This window comes from Mesorhizobium sp. WSM4823, assembly GCF_055811195.1.
The window spans coordinates 22,822-43,496 of sequence record NZ_JBVVQL010000021.1 but is presented as its reverse complement, the minus strand read 5'-3'; the positions used below and the strand labels follow the sequence as shown (position 1 = coordinate 43,496).

12 protein-coding genes and 7 pseudogenes are annotated in these 20,675 nt (G+C 59.3%); 5 read left to right on the top strand and 14 right to left on the bottom strand.

What is annotated here, in order from left to right; translation table 11 throughout:
* Nucleotides 1–208: 208 nt before the first annotated feature.
* The 5 genes and pseudogenes from AC0L26_RS29905 to AC0L26_RS29885 all read right to left on the bottom strand — a co-directional run.
* Nucleotides 209–701, bottom strand: a pseudogene (locus tag AC0L26_RS29905) (transposase); the annotation flags it as partial.
* A 672-nt stretch (nucleotides 702–1,373) separates the two neighbouring features.
* Nucleotides 1,374–2,108 (bottom strand): aspartate/glutamate racemase family protein, encoded by a 735-nt coding sequence (locus tag AC0L26_RS29900; protein ID WP_473635793.1) that lies wholly within the window; start codon nucleotides 2,106–2,108, stop codon nucleotides 1,374–1,376.
* Between the two features lie 551 nt (nucleotides 2,109–2,659).
* A complete protein-coding gene (locus AC0L26_RS29895) occupies nucleotides 2,660–3,394 on the bottom strand; it encodes an aspartate/glutamate racemase family protein (protein WP_473635793.1) in 735 nt (244 codons plus the stop codon).
* 221 nt (nucleotides 3,395–3,615) lie between these two features.
* Nucleotides 3,616–4,773: an alanine racemase gene (gene alr, locus AC0L26_RS29890; protein WP_473635792.1), complete on the bottom strand. Its 1,158-nt coding sequence runs from the start codon at nucleotides 4,771–4,773 to the stop codon at nucleotides 3,616–3,618.
* 493 nt (nucleotides 4,774–5,266) lie between these two features.
* On the bottom strand, nucleotides 5,267–6,496 hold the full coding sequence (locus AC0L26_RS29885; RefSeq protein ID WP_473635791.1) for an ATP-grasp domain-containing protein: 1,230 nt from the start codon (nucleotides 6,494–6,496) through the stop codon (nucleotides 5,267–5,269).
* 377 nt (nucleotides 6,497–6,873) lie between these two features.
* On the opposite strand from AC0L26_RS29885, the gene AC0L26_RS29880 reads away from it, so the two are divergent.
* Nucleotides 6,874–7,377 (top strand): hypothetical protein, encoded by a 504-nt coding sequence (locus tag AC0L26_RS29880; RefSeq protein ID WP_473635790.1) that lies wholly within the window; start codon nucleotides 6,874–6,876, stop codon nucleotides 7,375–7,377.
* A 513-nt stretch (nucleotides 7,378–7,890) separates the two neighbouring features.
* Here the strand turns inward: AC0L26_RS29880 and AC0L26_RS29875 are convergent.
* Nucleotides 7,891–8,877: a D-alanine--D-alanine ligase family protein gene (locus tag AC0L26_RS29875; protein WP_473635789.1), complete on the bottom strand. Its 987-nt coding sequence runs from the start codon at nucleotides 8,875–8,877 to the stop codon at nucleotides 7,891–7,893.
* 1,504 nt (nucleotides 8,878–10,381) lie between these two features.
* Between AC0L26_RS29875 and AC0L26_RS29870 the strand changes: the two are divergent.
* The 3 pseudogenes from AC0L26_RS29870 to AC0L26_RS29860 all read left to right on the top strand — a co-directional run.
* Nucleotides 10,382–10,843 (top strand): annotated as a pseudogene (locus AC0L26_RS29870) (transposase); the annotation flags it as partial.
* Nucleotides 10,844–10,884: 41 nt separating this feature from the next.
* Nucleotides 10,885–11,649 (top strand): annotated as a pseudogene (locus AC0L26_RS29865) (integrase core domain-containing protein); the annotation flags it as partial.
* Nucleotides 11,583–12,018, top strand: a pseudogene (locus AC0L26_RS29860) (IS5/IS1182 family transposase); the annotation flags it as partial. The pseudogenes AC0L26_RS29865 and AC0L26_RS29860, both read left to right, overlap by 67 nt.
* 108 nt (nucleotides 12,019–12,126) lie before the next feature.
* Here AC0L26_RS29860 and AC0L26_RS29855 read toward each other — a convergent pair.
* The 7 genes and pseudogenes from AC0L26_RS29855 to AC0L26_RS29825 form a co-directional block, all read right to left on the bottom strand.
* The gene (locus AC0L26_RS29855) at nucleotides 12,127–12,411 is read right to left on the bottom strand and encodes a hypothetical protein (protein ID WP_473635788.1); all 285 of its coding nucleotides are present in this window, start codon (nucleotides 12,409–12,411) and stop codon (nucleotides 12,127–12,129) included.
* Nucleotides 12,412–12,550: 139 nt separating this feature from the next.
* Nucleotides 12,551–13,570 carry an ABC transporter ATP-binding protein gene (locus tag AC0L26_RS29850; RefSeq protein ID WP_473635787.1) on the bottom strand — a complete coding sequence of 340 codons (1,020 nt, stop codon included), beginning with the start codon at nucleotides 13,568–13,570 and terminating at the stop codon, nucleotides 12,551–12,553.
* The gene (locus AC0L26_RS29845; RefSeq protein ID WP_473635786.1) at nucleotides 13,554–14,579 is read right to left on the bottom strand and encodes an ABC transporter ATP-binding protein; all 1,026 of its coding nucleotides are present in this window, start codon (nucleotides 14,577–14,579) and stop codon (nucleotides 13,554–13,556) included. Before AC0L26_RS29845 ends, AC0L26_RS29850 begins: the two co-directional genes overlap by 17 nt.
* Complete coding sequence (locus AC0L26_RS29840) at nucleotides 14,576–15,508, bottom strand: ABC transporter permease (RefSeq protein WP_473635785.1); 933 nt, start codon at nucleotides 15,506–15,508, stop codon at nucleotides 14,576–14,578. Before AC0L26_RS29840 ends, AC0L26_RS29845 begins: the two co-directional genes overlap by 4 nt.
* Nucleotides 15,505–16,479: an ABC transporter permease gene (locus AC0L26_RS29835; RefSeq protein WP_473635784.1), complete on the bottom strand. Its 975-nt coding sequence runs from the start codon at nucleotides 16,477–16,479 to the stop codon at nucleotides 15,505–15,507. Before AC0L26_RS29835 ends, AC0L26_RS29840 begins: the two co-directional genes overlap by 4 nt.
* A gap of 45 nt (nucleotides 16,480–16,524) precedes the next feature.
* Nucleotides 16,525–18,192, bottom strand: a complete 1,668-nt coding sequence (locus AC0L26_RS29830; RefSeq protein ID WP_473635783.1) for an ABC transporter substrate-binding protein — start codon at nucleotides 18,190–18,192, stop codon at nucleotides 16,525–16,527.
* Between the two features lie 251 nt (nucleotides 18,193–18,443).
* Nucleotides 18,444–18,731 (bottom strand): annotated as a pseudogene (locus tag AC0L26_RS29825) (IS701 family transposase); the annotation flags it as partial.
* Between the two features lie 89 nt (nucleotides 18,732–18,820).
* Between AC0L26_RS29825 and AC0L26_RS29820 the strand changes: the two are divergent.
* A pseudogene (locus AC0L26_RS29820) lies at nucleotides 18,821–19,787 on the top strand (IS481 family transposase); the annotation flags it as partial.
* A gap of 33 nt (nucleotides 19,788–19,820) precedes the next feature.
* On the opposite strand, the pseudogene AC0L26_RS29815 reads toward AC0L26_RS29820, so the two are convergent.
* A pseudogene (locus AC0L26_RS29815) lies at nucleotides 19,821–20,640 on the bottom strand (IS701 family transposase); the annotation flags it as partial.
* Nucleotides 20,641–20,675: the final 35 nt, after the last annotated feature.

Genomic DNA, 20,675 nt, shown 5'->3' with positions numbered 1-20,675 from the left:
TTATCTGCGACGGTTGCTCAACCCGCGCCATGCGGCGTAACAGAACCGGCCGAGGCTCTAGTCGCCACTGGACAGAAATTTCGGTGGCAGATCAACATATATATCACTATCCACAATCGTTTCCGGTCTAGACGATGTCAAATACAGTTTTGTGATTTCATTCATCTGAAATTTAGATGCCAATATTGACTAATACATCCATCATTCATCAGAACTCATTCGCCCATTTTCTGCGACCAATGGACATGATCTTCCAGGGTCGGTCTTGCAGAGTTCGCCATGCGTAGCAGCAGTGGTCGACGATGTCTTCGTAGGATTTAAAGACGCGGTTCGAGAGCCAGTTTTCACGCATTAACTGCCAGATGTTTTCGACGGGATTGAGATCGCGGGATTTCGGCGGCAGGGGCAGGATGGTGATATTTTCGGAGACCAGCAGGTTGTCGGACATGTGCCTTCCTGCCCGGTCCATGATGAGGATAGCGTGCGCATCGTTGGCGACGTTTCGGGAGATCTCGATCAGATGCCGGCCATGGCATGGGGTGTCGCACCATGGCATGACGAGAGCTGCGGCCTTGCCGTGCTTGGGGCAGATAGCGCCGTCGTGCGGTGCAGATGGCCTTGATCTGACGCCTCGCCCAGCGGGTGATTTTGTTCTTCTGGCTTATCCGCACCTCGTCCTGGAACCAGATTTCAATCACTTTACTTTTGGCGGGGCCAAACGGCGCGCTACGCTGGGATCTTGCATTCGTCTGACGCCTCTGTTTCGATTTGAACTCGGGAATAGTGATGACAAAACAGTGGATCAGCATGCCGTAAGCCTGTGCAAAAAAGCGGGCTTGGATCTCATCGTGGCCCGGATGCAACCGCAGCCCGCTCGCCAGAGATCCATACATTAATGCAACGGGAGTCATCATCTGCGACGTCACGAACCAGTCGGACGGGGCGGACCATACATTCTTTTGACAGAAGCTCCTTCAGCGCCGTCGCTTCCAGCATCTGGTCGGCCAGAGCTTCTTCAGCTTTGCGTCCAGCAGGGTGCACCGCAAAACGCTTGCGGTCCGGTGACGAGGTTCAGCCCTACGTGAAGAGTTGCCGCGGGGCCTTTGTGAGAACCTCGACGCCGGATTCGGTGACGCGAATGCTTTCACTAAGCACGCAGCCGAAATCTTCCTCGAGCCAGGATGGGCCTACTCGGCTGAAATGGTCCGATGTGGTCTACGGCGGGCTCTGCTGCCCTACCGCCGATCAATTGAACTTTGACAGATCCTCACTGGACTCGGCCCTGCCAGCACTCGAGATAATCAACAGCTCGTCTGGGTTATTGAAGGGGGCTGCCGAGCCAGAACGACAGTATCCCCGCCATGGCGATAGCCTCAGGCGACGGACGCGAGCGTCATCCGGTAGAGAGTCTCGACGTCGTAGGTGGGCAACCCTGTAATGCGGCGGATGGCCGGCGCTACCGCCGGAAACCCCGTACACTCAAACAGCAAGGCCGCGATTTCCGGATCTGCGGCGCGCATCCGCATCACGCAGGCGGTGACATCTGCCTTAAGATCGGACTCCCTGATCGGCGGAGGGGAAACCTTCATCTGGTCACGTGACCAATGCGTCATCACGTTCTGAAACCACTCGCCGTCTTCAATCCCGCCGATAGCTACCCTTGAGCGCTCGGCTGGGTCGTCGAGCCCGAGCAGATCATGGGTACAATGCCTCGAGTCGGCGGTTACGACGGCGAGTTTGGCGGCCCGTGGTAGTTGGCGGAGCAATGTCGGAGCTAGAAGCAGGCTCGACATAACCACGGGTACATTCACCGACGCAGCCACCGCTTCTTGATGGCGGATAAAGAAGCCGCAATCCGAGGTTATGACGACGGCGCCTCTCTCGACCGCCCGGCGAGCGGCTGTAACGCAGCCCGATTCCAGCGCCGGATCGCCACAGATGACGTCATCGGCCCAAGCTCCGGCAACCGTCTCCATAACGACAGGAAAATCGAAAGTTGTAGGCTGCCGGATCGAGCCGGTCACGCCGGTCACTGATGGTAACGCGTCGATCGGCAGCCTACATTCGAGTTGCAGGATACCGAGAGAGCTTGAGGTCTGCGATGACATGGACGAAAGCTCCTTTTACTTAGCCTTATTTGCGCCTTTAGTAGCAACTCGCGATAGAGCGCGTGATTGGGCGACGGGCCCGTCGACAAGCGCGGCGATGTCGCGCTCAGCCATCCTCGCCTTCACCGCAGTGAGCCTGCGCAGATATTCCCAGCGCGGGAACACCTGCGGACCTTTAACTACTGGCATATAGTGACTCCTGGACTTACTACAGAACGCGGATACTTGACTAACGATTGCCCACCGCTGCCCATCGGATAAGCCAACGTTTCTTAGGCCGACTTGCCCTTACCTCTACTCAAGATATTCGCCAGCTTTCGTCAAATGCCGTTTGTATATAGTCTTCATCTAGAAGTGAGATGGGCCTACTCGGCTGAAATGGTCCGATGTGGTCTACGGCGGGCTCTGCTGCCCTACCGCCGATCAATTGAACTTTGACAGATCCTCACTGGACTCGGCCCTGCCAGCACTCGAGATAATCAACAGCTCGTCTGGGTTATTGAAGGGGGCTGCCGAGCCAGAACGACAGTATCCCCGCCATGGCGATAGCCTCAGGCGACGGACGCGAGCGTCATCCGGTAGAGAGTCTCGACGTCGTAGGTGGGCAACCCTGTAATGCGGCGGATGGCCGGCGCTACCGCCGGAAACCCCGTACACTCAAACAGCAAGGCCGCGATTTCCGGATCTGCGGCGCGCATCCGCATCACGCAGGCGGTGACATCTGCCTTAAGATCGGACTCCCTGATCGGCGGAGGGGAAACCTTCATCTGGTCACGTGACCAATGCGTCATCACGTTCTGAAACCACTCGCCGTCTTCAATCCCGCCGATAGCTACCCTTGAGCGCTCGGCTGGGTCGTCGAGCCCGAGCAGATCATGGGTACAATGCCTCGAGTCGGCGGTTACGACGGCGAGTTTGGCGGCCCGTGGTAGTTGGCGGAGCAATGTCGGAGCTAGAAGCAGGCTCGACATAACCACGGGTACATTCACCGACGCAGCCACCGCTTCTTGATGGCGGATAAAGAAGCCGCAATCCGAGGTTATGACGACGGCGCCTCTCTCGACCGCCCGGCGAGCGGCTGTAACGCAGCCCGATTCCAGCGCCGGATCGCCACAGATGACGTCATCGGCCCAAGCTCCGGCAACCGTCTCCATAACGACAGGAAAATCGAAAGTTGTAGGCTGCCGGATCGAGCCGGTCACGCCGGTCACTGATGGTAACGCGTCGATCGGCAGCCTACATTCGAGTTGCAGGATACCGAGAGAGCTTGAGGTCTGCGATGACATGGACGAAAGCTCCTTTTACTTAGCCTTATTTGCGCCTTTAGTAGCAACTCGCGATAGAGCGCGTGATTGGGCGACGGGCCCGTCGACAAGCGCGGCGATGTCGCGCTCAGCCATCCTCGCCTTCACCGCAGTGAGCCTGCGCAGATATTCCCAGCGCGGAATCTGGAATGCGGATACCGACTGGGATAGGGATGTAGCCTGGCCACTATGCCAGCGCACTTTCATGAAAGAGGCCCTCGAGTTGCTGGCATAGCGATGCCGGCAGCGGAGGCCGTTTCCCTCATTGGGTCAGGATCGCTCACATACTGTCTTGCGCAGCCTAAGCCAAGCCGCGTCATTATTTCTTGTGGAATGACGCCGGCAGCCGCCGCAAGATCATTGATGGTGAACTCGCTATGCAGGAAATCCACAAAAGCGCCGGGCTTATAAACCCCTTCCGGGACGTCTGTCATATCAATCATAACGAATTCCATAGACAATCTCCCAATCAGTGGGACTAGATATCCAGCACAAAGAGCGGATATGTTGTTGGCACAGGCCCATGGAAGGCCATGCCTATAGCCGATTCCCACAATGGCTATTCGACTGGATCTGGCGGTACGGAATGTCGCCCCATAACCAACTGCTTCGCCTCTCGGTACGTGGCGCACATGGATTATTTTTCCTCGGAGTTTGATAACTGGCGCGAGCGGATTTGGGTCGACGCCGGCGTTGTAGATTCCGTAAAGGGCTGAGCCAACGCGAACCATGTCAAAATGGTAGGACTTACCTAGCCAGACTCCGGCAGAAGCTGCCAGACTGCCGCAGGTGGGCTTGAGGAGTTTGCAGATCCTCCGAAAGCGTTCCCTTTGCAATACATTCGTCTGGTCCAACGCGCATTCGCTACACGCAAGGTGGCTGAATACGACCGAAGGGGGATGCGTTTTGAAGGTATCTAAAAGATACTCACGCCGCACATCATCGTATGCAAGGCCAAGGCGAGAGAACCCAGTTTCCACGTTGAGAAAGTACGTTTGCCGCCTCCCTGCTGTGCAAATGGCATCCAACTCACCGCACGTATTCACGACAGGTATGAGGTCATGCTGTTGATAACATCTACCCAGTTTCTCAAACTCGTCACATAGGACTGCGATTGCGACGCCTATACGAGAAGATCTTAGAAGCAGCGCCTCCTCCAGATTGGCGACGAAGAGCAAGTTGCAGCCGGCATCAATTAGCGCTCTTGCAATCTCCACAATTCCAAGTCCGTATGCATCACTTTTGACGACAGCAGCCACCCTTACATGCGGCTCAACAAGAGACGAAACGGCATGAAAGTTCGCCTGCACTGCCGAAACGTTAACTTCAAATACAACATCTGGCATTTTTGATATGGACAAGTTACCTCACTCAAAAGATGGCGTCTCTGTTACTAGAGCTTAACGGTCTGATATTTAGGACAATTTTACTTATTGTCAATACTACGTTTATCTACGCACGATCAGATTGCTCGTCCGTGTATGCAGGCACGGTATGATATACCTTGTGGCGATCGGCACGGCATTATTGTTAACAACAACACTTGTTTTTCTTTTGTAAAAAGTTATCGTTCTTCACAGGATCTTAACTGAGAGAGTCTCCCATGACGACGTTGGGTTCCTGGAGCATGATCCAAGACCCGAATAGTGAGCCTCGTGCGGGTCCGTCTTGTTAGGTTTCATCGAGATGGGCGGCACACGTGTGGCCAATTCGTTCAACAGCACAGTAGGCGAGCCGGCGTCGTCGACAGTGCATGAAGCAGGAGGCCCACTGCCGCGCTATAAAGCACGGCGTTGCCAGCGTCTTCTCGTCGGCCAATTCGGCCATGCCGGTGCGGGCAGGTAAGTGCCGAGACTATTCCTTTTCCCCAAGGCTCGGAAATGGAGTGATCGCCCACTTTATTAAGTCGACGGCACGCTGAAGTATCGCCTCGGTCTGAGCAAGGCTGGGCGAAGCGGCAATGACATACCCCAAAGAATCTCGGTAATCGTTTTTCCTGACGATTTGCGTCTTAGGTTCAGCATGCAATTTGACCTCGGCGACACCTTGCAGAGCAGCCGCGCGCCTGTCGCCATCGATCCAATCGAGGACGCCATCGCGATCAGGAAGTAGGGACCGTGAGCCCGCCACGTGTGAGTGCCTTCTGCGCAGATCCCATTCGTCGCCGATGACAAGTTTGATGTGCTCCGTGATTAGATCGATACCGTAAGCCAGCTGAATTGGCTGAGGACCGCCGGTAAGACGCGGATTGACTTCAATGACGACTGGGCCGCGCTTCGTCCATCGCAGTTCAGTGTTCGTTGGCCCCCAGCCAAGGCCGAGAGCTTGCAAACAGCTCAGCGAAACATCGGCAATACGTTTCTCCTCTTCGTCCGTCAGCGTGGCTGGAAAGATGGTCCCAGTAAAGACGAAATGGGGGGGGGGCCCGAAGTCGCCGGACTCAATGCCAATGACATCTCTTCCCATCATATGAGCGCAATAATAGGGGCCTTGTGCGAATTCTTCGACAAGGATCTTCGGCGAAGACCGCCATATGTGCTTCCCACCCAACAGATAGGTCGTATGTTCGGCTAACTCATCGACATCGCGGCACAATCGGACGCCGTAGCTGCCGTTGCCTACGGCTGGCTTAAGAACCACCGGCAGACCGATCTCCGCGGCAGAGATTTCTACCTCCATCGCATTCGCCGCCACGCGATAAGCTGGCACTGGAACGCCGGCCTCCGCGAGGAGCTGACGTTGAACGAATTTGTCGCAGCATCGTTCGATGGATGCGGGGTTCGGGCCCGGTAGATCGAAATGCCGGCAGAGCTTGCCAACTGTCGCATAAAACGCCTCTCTGGCGCATGTAATCCCAGCAATGGCGTAGGCCGCACGCAGCCGGCAACATTCACGGACTAGCGCATCGAGATTACTTGTGTCGATATGGATTGCCTCAATGTTTTCCTCCGCAAGATAGTCGTATTGAGCTGGATCAGCCGACAAGGTGATTGGATGAAGCCCAAGACGCTGGGCCGCTTTGACGTATAGCAGACCAGTGCCGTATGTGTTGCCTTCAATCAGGATGAGGGCTCTTGTTGCCATTAGCTTTGTTCCCAACGTTGCTTGACCTACGGCGGTCTCAGCGTAAATCCCGCCCCTGGCCTTGTACTACCGTTGGCGATTTGCGGTTGCAAAGATCCTGCAAATTTATTTGAAGGATTCGCTACCATGCTAAATCTACGGATCCTCGGTTGTGATGCGGGATTGCCGGGCATATTTGCCTTGAGCCTCATCTTCTGCCGCGAAGCTCCAACATGAGACAGCCCAAGCGCTGACGGCGAGAAGAGCAGCGAGTGACCCACGGAACGGTCAAGAGAAGTGCAGGAGCAAAACGATCCCTGATCAGAGAGACTCTCAGAAAGGCGCAAGCCCTGAGACCTCGTGCTTGAACCATACGACTGACGATGAGCCCGGCGACGATGGACCAGCTTTTGGCCGAGGTACGGCTTTGGCTCGCGCCGGCCAGCGTCGGCGAGCAGGAATGGGTTCGGCGGTTCGCCGATCGGTGCCGGTGCGTGTCCGCGACCCGGTTACGTGGAGATCGATTTCGTGGTGCATTCCGGCACGTCTTCGTCAGGCAGCTTGTGCAGGCGATGGTGTTGATTGATATTGCCGCGGCGTGGTCCGAATGCGCTCCATCCCGCGCGCGACAGCGGCAATTTGATCACGGCGATCAAGTAGGCCCGCTCCGACCTTACAGCAATCTGTTCCAGCCGTCATTCAAGCTTCAGGAGAAGACGCGGATCGGCGCCCGCGTGATCAAGCGCTATCATCCGCCAGTTCCGCCTCCGGCCCGTGTCCTCCGCCGAGATCCCCTGCTTCTGTTGCTGTTATCCGCACCGCGCAGGCTTGGACGGCAGGTCGATGTTGGCATGCAGATGAGGAGGCTGACATCGATCTCCAGCGCTTCGCCGCGTATCTGAAGACGGTCTGGAAGAGTTGGCGAGACACGACCGACGCATCGGCGACGGTATCGGCGGACCAAACCCTTATCCGAAGAGACAAAGCATGTACGACCCGTTCGAGGCCGCAAATCAAGGCATGGCTCGAGGAACAGCCGGCGCTCTCGGCCTCATCCTCACTGGCGGTCGGTTGAAGAGCCGGCCGCTATCTGCCTCCGTCGCGGCAAGGGAGATAGGGGCCACGTCGGCCCCAAGGCGCTCGGTACTATCCCTCGGTGTGGCGATAGCAGGAGTCAATTCATCGTGTCACTTTGAGAATCCAGGCGTCAACAAGCTGCCGATAATTGCTACCCAGGTTAGTTGTTCGACACCCCTGCATGTTAGGATCCGTGAGGTCGGACTTTTGTGATTCTCCCGGCGAAACCAAGGAACGATGGACCTTGCGTTTTCCGCGACGAGGCTGAAGTGGCCCCGCGTCTCGACCTATTTCGTCTCTTGGCTGGCGAGCGCTGCTGCAGTGCGCTGGATACTTCATTAACATTGGTCCCATTGTAGCTGCCCGGGAATTTGCGCAGCAGTGCTCAGCGTTAGGAGATCTTCGAACGAGAACTGCGACTGGAAGGAGAGTGCCGCATTGCTGCCAGGGTACAGTCCCGGGATGGTGTTAGCCTCGAGATAGACGGGGGCGCCATCGTTATAGATAAAGTCGAAGCGCACAAGCCCTTTGCAGTTCAGCTGCCTATAAAGCCTGGCTGCGTCGTCGCGAATACGATGTGCCCCCCCTCCATGGAGTATCCTGGGGGTGGCACGCTGATCGGTCAACTTCGACTTCAGCCGGTCATCGTAGAAGCGCCAGCCGTCTGGAAGGTCGAATAGCACTGCATCGCCTATGATAAGCTCAGAGCCAACTTGAAAGATGGCTACGGTACCGAATGGCCCTTCGATGAATTCTTCAAGGCGCCATCTGCGGCGGTCAGCAGGTTCGATTCGGGTAATTGCCTCCGCGGCTGCAGCCTGGCCGTCCAGCATCTTGATTCCAAGACTGTTGCCCTCGTTAATCGGTTTCAGGACCAGTACCAGCGATTTCTGGAGCTCGCGCGGCCAGGACCCAGGATCTCCCAGGGCTGCTACTAAGCAGCCGTGTGGGACTGGATAGCCTAAATCTCGAAGCAATGAGACAAAGATCTCTTTGTTCATCCCGATTGCGGAGGGCAGAGTTGACGGCCCGGAGTAGGGAACGCGTAGGATTTCGAGGAACCCCTGCATCGTGCCGTCTTCGCCCCCTGCTCCATATAAAACGTTTAGCACGAAGTCGCATTGGCGGACGGCGCGGATTAAATGATCTACATCGTTAGAGTCTACAACTTCAACTGAACGGCAAAACTTTTGAAGGCACGGCAATATTGCATCTCTAGTTTTAAGGGAGCCGCCGCGCTCTGTCGATGAGCCACCTGCAAGAACAACTAGATGCGTCTTGGACAGAATTTCTCGTGCGGTGGAAAGCCGTTTGGCGTCTCGCATAGGTCATCCTCCTTGAATGGAAGCTTGTACTGGGCACCCCTCTGCCGGGAGCCAGCCGGTACAATGGGCTAAGGTTGGCCAGGACCGGCCTGAAAGAGCGCTTCTCGGCTTGAGACGACTGCGCTGCCCTGACATGTCGCTTTCGTTCCTTCAAGCGATCGCAAGCCGCGACATGATCGCCGCTCCCGCCGCCTACAGCGTAGAAAGCAAGGTTTGTGCCATCTTGGCAATCGAGAGAAACGTAGAATGTGTTCAATGCCTTAATGAGGGTAGGTGGAAACCTGCCCATCAACGTCATGTCGCTGACTCTACATACCGATAGTTGTCAATGTCGAGCATCTAATCAACATTGACCACGTTCTGACATTTCAACAGGAGCAGCCGCCCGGTTTTGGGCTCAGCCGAGACCCCAGCCGCCCGCTCTATTTCGAAATCAGGGACGAGGGTCTCGACGTAGATTGCCGCCCATCCTTAACCGGCAATGTGTCGCTTGCGGCTAACAATCGTCTTGGCGGCGTGCTGGTGACTGACGAGAGCGGCCGGATTTCAAGGAAGGCGAGCGGAAAACGAGCCGGAGGCATTGGAGTACGTATTTCGGACGATCGTGAGCATGGATTTTGCCCTCCGCGGCGACGCGCCGGAATGCGTCAGACTGCTCCATCTCCGTCATTGCGGCGGCAATCTTGGGTAGGTCCCGTCCGCCGGCTGGTAAATCACCGGGTCTTCGCCCAGCTGGGACCGATCATCTTGAAGCCTGGCCCTTTAAGCGGGTGGAATGCGGTATTGCAGGCCGTGAGGCCGGTTGTCCCGCACACGCGCTGCATTTGACGGCCTTTCGATGGCCAAAGTCGAGGCCCGCGTCGGCACTGTCGAACGCTGGACTAACGGTTTGCAACGCCAGCAATTTGGCACGATCCAGCCGCGAAGGGGCGTCCACAAGGATAATCGCGGGAGCGAGTCGCTTTGAAACCAAATCATAGCCTGGGAGGGTGGCTCCTCCCCGATAAGATGCAAGAACGGGCCGGCGACTGGACGCCGGGCCCAAGCATCTAAGGAAGAAAAGCCCTCAACGGTGCGCCGTGGCGGCGCCGGAGGTGACTATGGCATCCTCTCAAGCTTGCTGATTTTCGACCGGCCGCTGCAATGCCGCCCCGCCTGCAGGAGCGGCGGATCGGACCGGGCCGAGAAGCTCGACCGGGCGACCTCGCTGGCACGCAAGCCCAGCTTGGCCAGCGCCATCCGGAACCGCATAGCCCCGAGGCCCCTTGCCGTGGTCCGATCGTTGGCATCGAGAACCAACTGAACCTTCTGTGGTGGTTAGAAAGGCTGGAGGCCGGTAAGCCGCCAGCGACGGATCGACGGCACACATCGGCCAAGGCTACCGAACTGAAGCCTTTCTTATGCGCGACAATCTGCGAGAGAAGCCGCACTGCATCTCCTAAACTGCTCCCGGATGTTAGGTCGTTGCCTCATCTGATTTGCTCCCCGCAGTTTTGGGCGGGAGCTTACCGACATCTCGAGTGGATGGACGGAATGCGCGCCCTTGCTGGTGCGTGAGCAGAAGCTGCTGAGCGAGGTGCTGACGGAATTACGTCGGCTCCTGCCATTTCAGCTTCTCGGATTCGACACGGACAATGACAGCGTGTTCCTGAACGAGACGATACGCGACTACTGTCAGGAGGCCGGCATCGAGTTCACCCGCTGCCGTCCTTCCCGCAAAAATGGTCAGGCCTTCGTCGAACAGAAGAACGGCGCCGTGGTGCGGCGCATCGTCGGCTATCGCGGGCTAGAGGGACTCAAAGCCGCTGCGGCTCTGGCACAACTCTACGCAACGGTGCGGCTGTTCGTGAACTTCTTTCAGACCTCCTTCAAGCTGGCCGGAAAGGAACGGGACGGCGCCCGCGTGCGCAAGCGCTATCACCCTGCGGCAACACCGTGCCATCGACTGCTGGCCGATCCACCCACGCTGAACCGGTTCGGGCCAGGCTGATGCCGGGATTGACCGAACAGAGCGTTTGCGAACGCATCGTCGCCTTGCGCCGAAGGCGGCTCACCGGCAAGCATATCGTAACGGATGTGGGGCGTCTCGCCGGCCACTGTGAGCCGGGTGCTCAGGCGTGCCGGATGCTCGCGGCTGAAGGACATCGAGCCGGCTGAACCGGTGCGCCGCTACGAACGGGAGCATCCCGGCGTGATGATCCATATCGACATCAAGAAGCTCGGCCGCTTCAGCCAGGTCGGCCACCGCATCACCGGCGATCCTCAGCAAGGCAAGTCGCGCGGCGCCGGCTCGGAGTTCGTCCATGTCCGCATCGATGACGCGTCGCGCATCGCCTTTTCCCGGATACTGCCCGACCAGCGCAAGCAAAGCGCCATCGCCTTCCTCAAGGCCGCCGTCGCTACTCCAGCCTCGGCGTCACGATAGCGCCGGCATGACCGACAACGGCTCGTGCTACAGGGCGAAAGCGTTCGCCAGAGCCTGTCGCGAGCTTGGCCTCAAGCATGTGAGGACCAAGCAAACGGCAAGGCCGAACGCTTCATCCGACCGCGCTCAGGGAGAGGGCATACGCCATCGCCTATCCAACATCTCAGCGTCGCGCCGAAGAACTGCCAGTCTGGCTGCATCGATACAATTGGCATCGCCCGCACGGCAGCCTAAACTCAAAAACACCAATCAGTCGCCTCAATCTAACCGAGGACAACCGGCGTTCGAGGGCAATCCGTATGATGGCCACACGCTTGCAGCAACGGTCGATCAGGCGATGGAGATAGGCGGCGTCGATCCGGACCGCATCTACGTCGACAAGGGCTATCGCGGCCATGACTGTGCCGGTTCGGGTTCGGTGATGATCGCCGGCCGCAAGCGTGGCCAGACGGCCACTATGCGTCGGGAACTGAAACGACGATCGGCCATCGAGGCCACCAGTGGTCACATGAAGAGTGCCGACTGGACCGCAACTTCCTCCTCGGCCATGCTGGCGACGCGATCAATGCGCTGCTCGTCGCAGCAGGCACAATCTGCGCCTGATCCTCACGGTTCTCGCTCTTTGGCTTGCCTGGTGCCTGCAAGCACTCCAGCCGAAAACGGTGAAATCGCATGTTTCCACCCGTCTTCACGGGTTCGGCATATCAACGCCTTAGCCGTCATTCAGGGCCGCCTAAGTAGTGCCCGTCATCACTCGGCCCGAAGACACCGAGGGAGTAGAAGACCTCGGCCCCGGGGACGCGTTCGGGTCGACGACAAGCTCCTCACTGCCTCCGGCCGGCGCGACCACGCCGGATGAGGCAGTTCCGGGTCGCGCGTCTGAAAGTACTCGAAAGGTCCCACTTGGAACGGTGGCGGGACGCCCTGGCAAGGCTGACGCGCTTCAATCTCGGCGATAAGTTCCGCCTTGATTGTATCAGGTGAGCTGTTGCTTGCTGCGCGTAGTTGCTCTCGGCTTCAAGGTACGCGCCGACGTCCGGATTGTCCCGGTCCTGAAGCCACCGGTACCGGCCTATCGTGACGTCGTCATGTAGCACCCGATGGCGCATCGCACTTGGCGCTGGCATTGCTATGCGCAGGGCGAATCACAGCCGGGCATGGCGGCCAGGTGGACGCTCACCCACCTTTCGACAGGCGAGGGAGGCTCACGATCCGCCGCCCTCAGTCCTCCTTGGTCCCAAGCGGCCATCACAACTCACCGATTCCCTCACCCACGCGCCAGCAGGCGGCCATATGCACCGGCCCTACTTCGACGGCGGGCGGTTCCTCTTGCCGGCAGCGATCGAAGGCGAGCGGGCAACGGGGATGGAAGCGGCAGCCGTTCGGGATGCGGGCAGCACTGGGGACCTCGCCCTGAAGGGCGGGCAACTCACCGCGGTGGGCATCGGGCCGAACCTTCGGCGTGGCGTCGCGCAGCGCGATCGTATAGGGATGGCGCGGGTTCAGCGTGATCTCGTCGGCCGTGCCGATCTCGACCAACCTTCCGAGATACATTACCGCGATCCGGTCGGCGATCAGCCAGGCGACTGGCAGATCGTGGGTGATGAAGAGAAGCGCCAAGTTCTGCTGCGCGCGGAGTTCCATCAGGACCTGGAGGATCTGCGCACGGATCGAGACGTCGAGCATCGACACCGGTTCATCGGCGACGATGAGTTCGGGCTTCACCGCGAGCGCTCCAGCAATCACGACCCTCTGGCGCTGTCCGCCCGAGAGCTCGTGGGGAAAGCGCGCAAAGAACTCGGCCGGAGGATTAAGCCCGGCAGCTGCCAGGGCCTCGCTCACACGCTCGGTGAGCTGGTGGCTGTTCTCCACCAGCTTGAGCGAGCGCAGCGGCTCGGCCACGACCTCGAACACCGTGTGCCGAGGATTGAGCGCCTGATAGGCGTCTTGGAAGATCATCTGCACCCGACGCCGATACGGGCGCAGCGCCTTGAAGCCTTGCGCCGAGGTCATGTCACTGCTCTCGAACAGCAGCCTTCCGCCGGTCGGCTGCACCAGCTTGGTGACGACACGGCCGAGCGTTGTCTTGCCGGAGCCCGATTCGCCGACGACCGCGACGATCTCACCGCGGTCGACGGTGAGGTCGATCCCGTCGACGGCGCGCACCCCGCCGCTCTGCCGCCCCAGCAGTCGGTCGAAGACACCGCCTTGTATCGGGTAATGGACCTGCAGGCTCTCGAGACGTAGGACTTCAGTGCCGTCGCGCATGGGCTTGGACCTTTTCTAAAGGCTGCACAAGAGAGTGCAGGTGACAGGCCACGCATCCCCGCGCGATCCTTTCGAAATCGGGGATTTCAGCCGCGCAGATATCCATGGCAGAGGGACACCGGGGGTGGAAGGCACAACCCGAGGGGCGAGTCTGAAGATTGGGGGGATCGCCAGGGATCGACTGGATCGTCCGGTTGCCGCTGGCCGGATCCGGGATCGACGCGATCAGCAACTGGGTATAGGGATGCCGGGGTGCGGCGAAGATATCGGCGACGGTACCCTCCTCGACGATGCGGCCGGCATACATGATCATAACCCGATCGCAGGCCTCGGCCACCACCGAAAGATCGTGGGTGATCAGGATGAAACCCAGGTTGAGCCGCGATCGCAGCTCTCCCAGCAGCTTGAGGATCTGCGCCTGGGTGATGACATCGAGCGCGGTGGTCGGCTCGTCGCCGATGACGATCGACGGGTTGCAGGCTAGCGCCATGGCGATCATCACCCTCTGGCGCATACCGCCCGAGAGCTCGTGCGGATAGGCCGCACCTCGGTCCGCCGGGATGCCGACGAGCTCGAGCAATTCCATTGCCTTCGCTCTTGCCTTCTCACGCGACAGGCCGAGCTTCAGCATGCAGGGTTCGGCAATCTGCCGGACGACTCGGTGCACCGGGTTAAGCGCATTCATCGCTCCCTGGAACACAACCGAGGTCTCGCTCCAGCGATGCGGCCGCATTGCCGCATCGTCTTCGATCGGAAGCCGCTCACCGCGATAGCGGACCGCGCCCGCGCAGACCGATGCATTGGGCGGCAGCAGGCCTGCGATCGCCATGGCCGTAGTGGTCTTGCCACTGCCCGATTCACCGACGAGCGCTACAGCCTCTCCCGCCTTGAGCTCGAAGCTCACGTCGCTGATTGCGGTCAAATACGCGCCCTTCAGGCGATAATCGACGGACAGGCCGTCGATCGACAGAAGCGGCGCGCCATCTTTTTGAGTGTTGTGGCTTGTCATGGGATCGCCCGCCGACGAGGGTTGAAGGTGTCATCGAGCGCATTCCCGACTAGGACGAAGGCGAGCGAGACCGCAAGCACGCAGACGCCCGGCGCGCCGAGATACCACCATGCGCCCACGCTTGCAGCTCCGGCGCGCTGCGCCAGATAGAGCATCGTGCCCCAGGACGGCTGCAAGGGATCTCCGAGCCCGAGGAACGAGAGCGCCGTCTCGGTATAGATCGCGCCGGCGACTACCAGGGCGCCATTGGCAGCGATCTGAGGCACGAGGTTTGGCAGGATATGCCGCACCATGATGCCGAGGTCGCTGCTGCCGACCACGCGGGCCCGATCGACGAACTGACGTTCCCGCAGCGTCAGCGTCTGGCTGCGCACGATCCGCGCGACAAATCCCCAGCTCGTCAGGCCGATGACCAGGATAACCACGAAGAGCGAGGGCCTGAAGCCGAGGATCGTTCCCCCGCGCCCGAAAACTTCGAGAAAGACCGGCGTGATGACCAGCGCCAGCATGAAGCTGGGAACGATGAAGAAGAAATCGGTCAGGCGCATCAGCCAGACGTCGACCCTGCCCCGATAGTACCCCGACATCATTCCGATCGCGGTGCCGAGGATGAGGCTGATCACGGTCGCCACCAGCGCAATTGTCAGCGAAACTCGGGCGCCATGGACGACGAGATTGAGCACATCACGCCCGACCTCATCGGTTCCAAGGATATTCTGGGCAGTCGGCGGTGCGAGGAAATCCCCGGTTGCATTGGCCGCCGTCTGCAGCGGGCCGACAAGAAGGCGTGGCACCGCGGCCAGTACGAGAACGAAGCCAAGGATCGAGAGGCCGATCCGTGCGCCGACGTAACTGGTGAACTTACCGAGAAAGGCTCGGGTCGCGCGCAGCCGTACAGGCGTACCGAGGTTTGTCGCAGCTTCGCTCATTGTCTCACACGGGGGTCAAGAAGGCCGTAGGTCAGATCAGCCATGATGTTAGCGACCACGATTGACGCGCCAAGCAAGAGAAAGATTCCCTGCAGGACCGGATAGTCCCGAGCGTTGAGCGCTTCGACCGTCAACCCACCAATCCCTGGCCAGTTGAATACTGCTTCGACCGTGATGGCTCCCGCCACGACATAGCCGAGGTTGAGCGCTATCAGGGTCAAGACCGGCAGCATGGCATTGCGGAAGGCGTGATGAAACAGCATCTGGCGACCGGTCAGCCCCTTGGCCCGGGCGGTGACCATGTAGTCCTCGGTCACAACGTCGCTCATCGCAGCCCGGGCAACCAGGACATATTGCCCGCCCAATCCAAGTGCCAAGGTAGTCGCCGGGAGCACGAGATGCCGGAGCCGGTCGGCGAACCAATTCAGCGCGCCCCCTGCCACACCCGTCGGTGAATAGGCACCATAACCGGGAAACCAGCCCAGGGTCGTGCTGAACACCAGCACCATTAACATGCCGAGCCAGAACGCCGGCGCGGAATAGAGCGCCAGAGAGGTTCCCGTGGTTAGGTTATCGATAGTCCCGCCTCGTCTCCAGCCGGCATAGAGCCCGAGCGTGACACCGAACATGATCGCGAAGAACTGGGCCACACCGACCAAGGCAAGAGTGGCCGGCAGCCGCGGCAGGAGCAGGTCTGCAACGCGCTCACCCCTGAACTTGAAGCTGTAGCCCAGGCCACCGTGAAGCGTTGACCACATATAGTCAACCGCCTGCTCCGGAAGCGGCTTATCGAGCCCCCACTGCTTGCGCAGCGCATCGATCTGCTGTTCGGTCACGCTCCCGCGCGCCCCGGCCAGCAAGAGCTGGGCGGGGTCGCCCGGGACCACTCTGAACAGGATGAAGTTGAGCGACATCACCATCAGAAGTGTCACCGCCGCCCTGATGAGGATGCGTCCGATACGTCGGCCCATTGGCTGTCCGTTCCTTTCCGTTCGATCCGCGCAAAGAGCCAGTCGTCAGACCGGCGCCAGGCGATCGAGCGGATAGTAGCTCCAATCCGACAAGTCTGTCCCCCACCCTTTGAAGCAATCGTTGCGATAGGAACTGAGCGAAAGGGGATAAGCGAGCATGATGTAGGGCGCTTCGGTATAAATGAGGCGCACTGCCTGATCGACCAATTCTTGACTCTTCTTGAGATCGACAGTGCTGATAACATCCGAAAGGTACTTGTCGAATTTCTCGTTAGACCAGTATGATGGGTTTCCTGTCGCTCCCACTCCGATCTCCTTGCTGCTCCCCAGCACGAGCAGGTCGTGAGGCGAGGTAGACCGCCAGCTGCTGGCAATGAGCAGATCCCAGCCTCCGCCGCCTTTCGTCGGCGCCGCAGCGCGGGCGCCGAGCGCACCAGAGTCCAACTGGGTCACCGAGACAGAAACCCCAATTTGTTGCAGCCAGCCCGCGACAAGCTGCACGGTTGCGAGCGGGGGCTGGCCATTACCGGAAAACAACCCCGTGATCAGCTCGAGCTGGAACGGCTTGCCGTCCTTGTCCTTCCGGACGCCGTCACCATTCGTATCACGGTAGCCCGCCGCATCGAGCCTACGAGCCGCCTCCTTGAGATCGAAGTGACGCCTGATGTCCTTCAGATCCGAGTAGTAATCAGCCGCTATTGGCATGACCAGCCCGATGCCAGGGTCGGCGTGACCACGGTAGGCGCGATCGAGGAGCGTCTTCTGATCAATTGCATATCCAATTGCGTCACGAAATGCCGGATCCTGCAGCGCCTTTGTGCTGCCCGCCCCTTTCCCGGAGGAGGTGTTGAATGCCAGATAATCTCGCTGCTCGGTGCGCGTTTCAAAGACCGTTATATCGGGATCCTTCGAGAAATCGGCCCACTGTGCGGGTGTCAGTCCACCACGATCGAGACTACCAGCCTTCACACCTTGGGCAATTGGATCTTGCGTGCTGAAGAGCTGTATAATCATGCCAGCCGCTTTCGGCTGCCCTGTGCGGAAATACGGATTTGGCGTGAGGCGCACAAACTGGCCTTGTTTAAACTCAGCAACAATCATAGGCCCAGTTCCCACCAGCGGGGCGTCGTTGCGGAAAGTGCTGCGCGCATCCGCATAGCTGATGCCCTTCCAGATGTGCTCGGGCACAATCCACGTGGTGTTGTCAGCTGGCCAGCGCGACGGCGACTTGGTTACGATCTGCAACGTCTCGTCATCGACGGCCGTGATGGATGCAATTTGGTCCATGCCGCTGGTGTTGTTTTGACCGATATTCAGCTCGTCTGGCTTGCCCACGGAACCTAGCAGATAGTTATAACTAAACGCCGCGTCTCGGGCGGTGGCGGGCTGGCCGTCCGACCACTTCATGCCGGGCCAAATCTTGAACGTCCACGTAAGCTGGTCGTCGGCAACCGACCACTCCTTGGCAAACCCCTTCCGGTCAGAATGACGCTGGGCGTCCACACCGACCAGGAAGTCATAGGTAAAGACCAGCGGCCAGAACGAACTCCAGGTGGCGAACGGATTCATGGAGTCGGGAGCAATCGTCGTGCCGTAGCGAACGATGCCGTCACATGAGGCCGCAAACGCAGCTGAGCGCAGCACCAGACATGCTGACGATCCTAATAGCAATGTCTTCAACGCCGCACGACGGCTGTAATTCCAGTTGTCCATTTTCCTCTCCCTGCGCATGTATTTTGAGACTTCGTCAATTCTGGAGTTTACACGCACAGCAGTACAATGCTGGCTCATCGATTATGACGCCATTCGGCACTTGCGTCCGCCTCAGCTCGTCTGGCCGTCAAAGTTTACTGAAAAAGCGAGAGCGGCAAACATAGAGTTCAGATGGCAGCCATCTGGGAAGCAGATGCATTCAAAACCAAAGACATAAGCTGGTCCCGATTCAACCGGCAATGACTCTGTTAGGCGGCGATGCAGATGCTGGCGTGGTGGTGGAAGCCCCGCCACCCTCGGCCTTCGTAGTGGCCCGGTCCCAGCTCCTGCTTGAGCTCCTGATAGTCTCGCTCGATCCGCCATCAGCTGGCGGCGTCGACCAGCTGGGTGATCGTAGCGGCCACCAGCAAGGTGGAGAGCCAATACTTGCTCGGCTCGACCTCGCCTTCAGGCCACTCGATCAGGAGCCACTCTTGGGCGTGAGCCTCCGGCCGATTGTAGTCCCTGGAGCCCGGCAGCAAGCGCACGGCGGCGAAGCGGTGGTTCCTTCACGCCAGGCGACCGTGCGCTAGATGTTTGATCCAGGCTTTGATGGGCATCCCCTGTCCTCCGAATCAAGGGATGCGCTATGGGCCAGGTTCTTCATGGGAGCGCCACGACGATAGAGGCTGTCCGTCGAGCGATACATCATAGTCAAGAGAGCCTGAGGGGCCTCGCCAAACGCTACGGGATTAACCAGAAGACCGTCGCCAAATGGCGGGAGAGGACCTCGGTGGCCGATCTGCCGACTGGTCCGAGAGAGCCGAGATCGACGGTGCTCTCTTTTGAGGAGGAGGCCGTCATTGTCGCCTTCCGGCGCTACACTCTGTTGCCGCTCGATGACTGCCTCTATGCCTTACAACCGCCGATCCCACACCTGACGCGCTCATCACTGCACCGCTGCCTGCAGCGTCACGGCATCAGCCGCCTGCCGGACGTGGAAGGCGACAAGCCGGCGAAGAAGAAGTTCCGATCGGCTACTTCCACATCGACGTCGCCGAGGTGCGCACCGAACAGGGCAAGCTGCACATGTTCGTCGCCATCGATCGCACCTCGAAGTTCGCCTTTGTGGAACTGCACGAGAAGGCCACCACCGCCGTCTCGAGAGACTTCCTGCTGCGCCTGATCGCGGCCGTTCCCTACAAGATCCGTACCGTGCTCACCGACAACGGCATCCAGTTCACGACGCCCGGCGCCGGCGGTTCGGTCGTGCCATTGATCAAGGAAGCCATCGCAAACGGCGAACGCTTCTAGGCCCATGCCTTCGAATACGCCTGCGCGACGAACGACATCGAGCACCGAACGACCAAGGCAAGCATCCGTGGACTAACGGCCAGGTCGAGAGGATGAACCGGACCATCAAGGATGCGACTGTTAGGCGCTTCTATTACGAGAGCCACGACCAACTCCGCCAGCACCTTGCCGACTTCATCTCGGCCTACAACTTCGGCCGCAGGCGCAAGACCCTCAAAGGCCGTACACCCTATGAGTTCATCTGCAAGGTTTGGGCCGCTCAGCCCGAACGCTTCAAGCTTAATCCGCTCCAGCAAATGCCGACTAAACATCTAGGTCTCGGCGTCGAACTCCTCGGCCAAGGCCTTGGCCGAGATCGGCTTGTGATTGTCAGTTCGGCCGATCCGAGACGGCGGCCGGCCTCTTCCGCTCCGAGGCTTGGGGCAGAGGACTCTCGCCTAGACGCCAGACGCTGAGTGTGGGCTGATACGCTGACAACATAGGTCAGATCGAACTCGGACAGGCCCCGTGCGGAAACTGCCGTCGGCGTCATATCCAGCGTCGGCCAGAACAACGCCGGGCGCGACGCCCTCGGCCTTGGCCGTCTTGATCTGCTCGAGCGCGATCTGCGGCTTGGTCTGGAACCTGATCTCTGCGGGAATCTTGGCCTTCTTGCGTTGTTCCGGATCCGCCGCCCAGCTGTGCGGGAGATACAATCCGTAGGCGATCGGAAGCGAGGCTGCGTCATTCGCGATCGACAGGCTGACCGCAATCCGACAGTTGTCCTGCTTGCCCAACTGGCCGCAATACTGGCGCGCTACGCCCACCGAGTGCTTGCCCTTCTTGGGAAAGCCCGTGCCGTCGACAATCCACGCCCGGATCGGTCCACGCTGCTCGATCCATGGAAGAACCCAGTCGCGAACCCGCGCTAGCAAGGCCGCGTCCGACCACGGCGCCTGCCCCACGAAATGCAGCAAAGACTGATGCCTGGCCGCCACCCAGCGACGGCGCCGTGACGGCCGCTAACGACTCCACGCTCTTGCGCTCCAGCGGCATTAGAAATCCGAGGCAATAATCCTTCTGCGGCTCAGCTCGGTCGGCATGGCCGATCACCCCGATCAAAGCATCGACATAGGCGTCGAATGCGGCTTCACTCTCGGCTGTCCAGTCGGGCATGGCGGGCGCTCCCTGATCACCAAGCAGCACCCTAC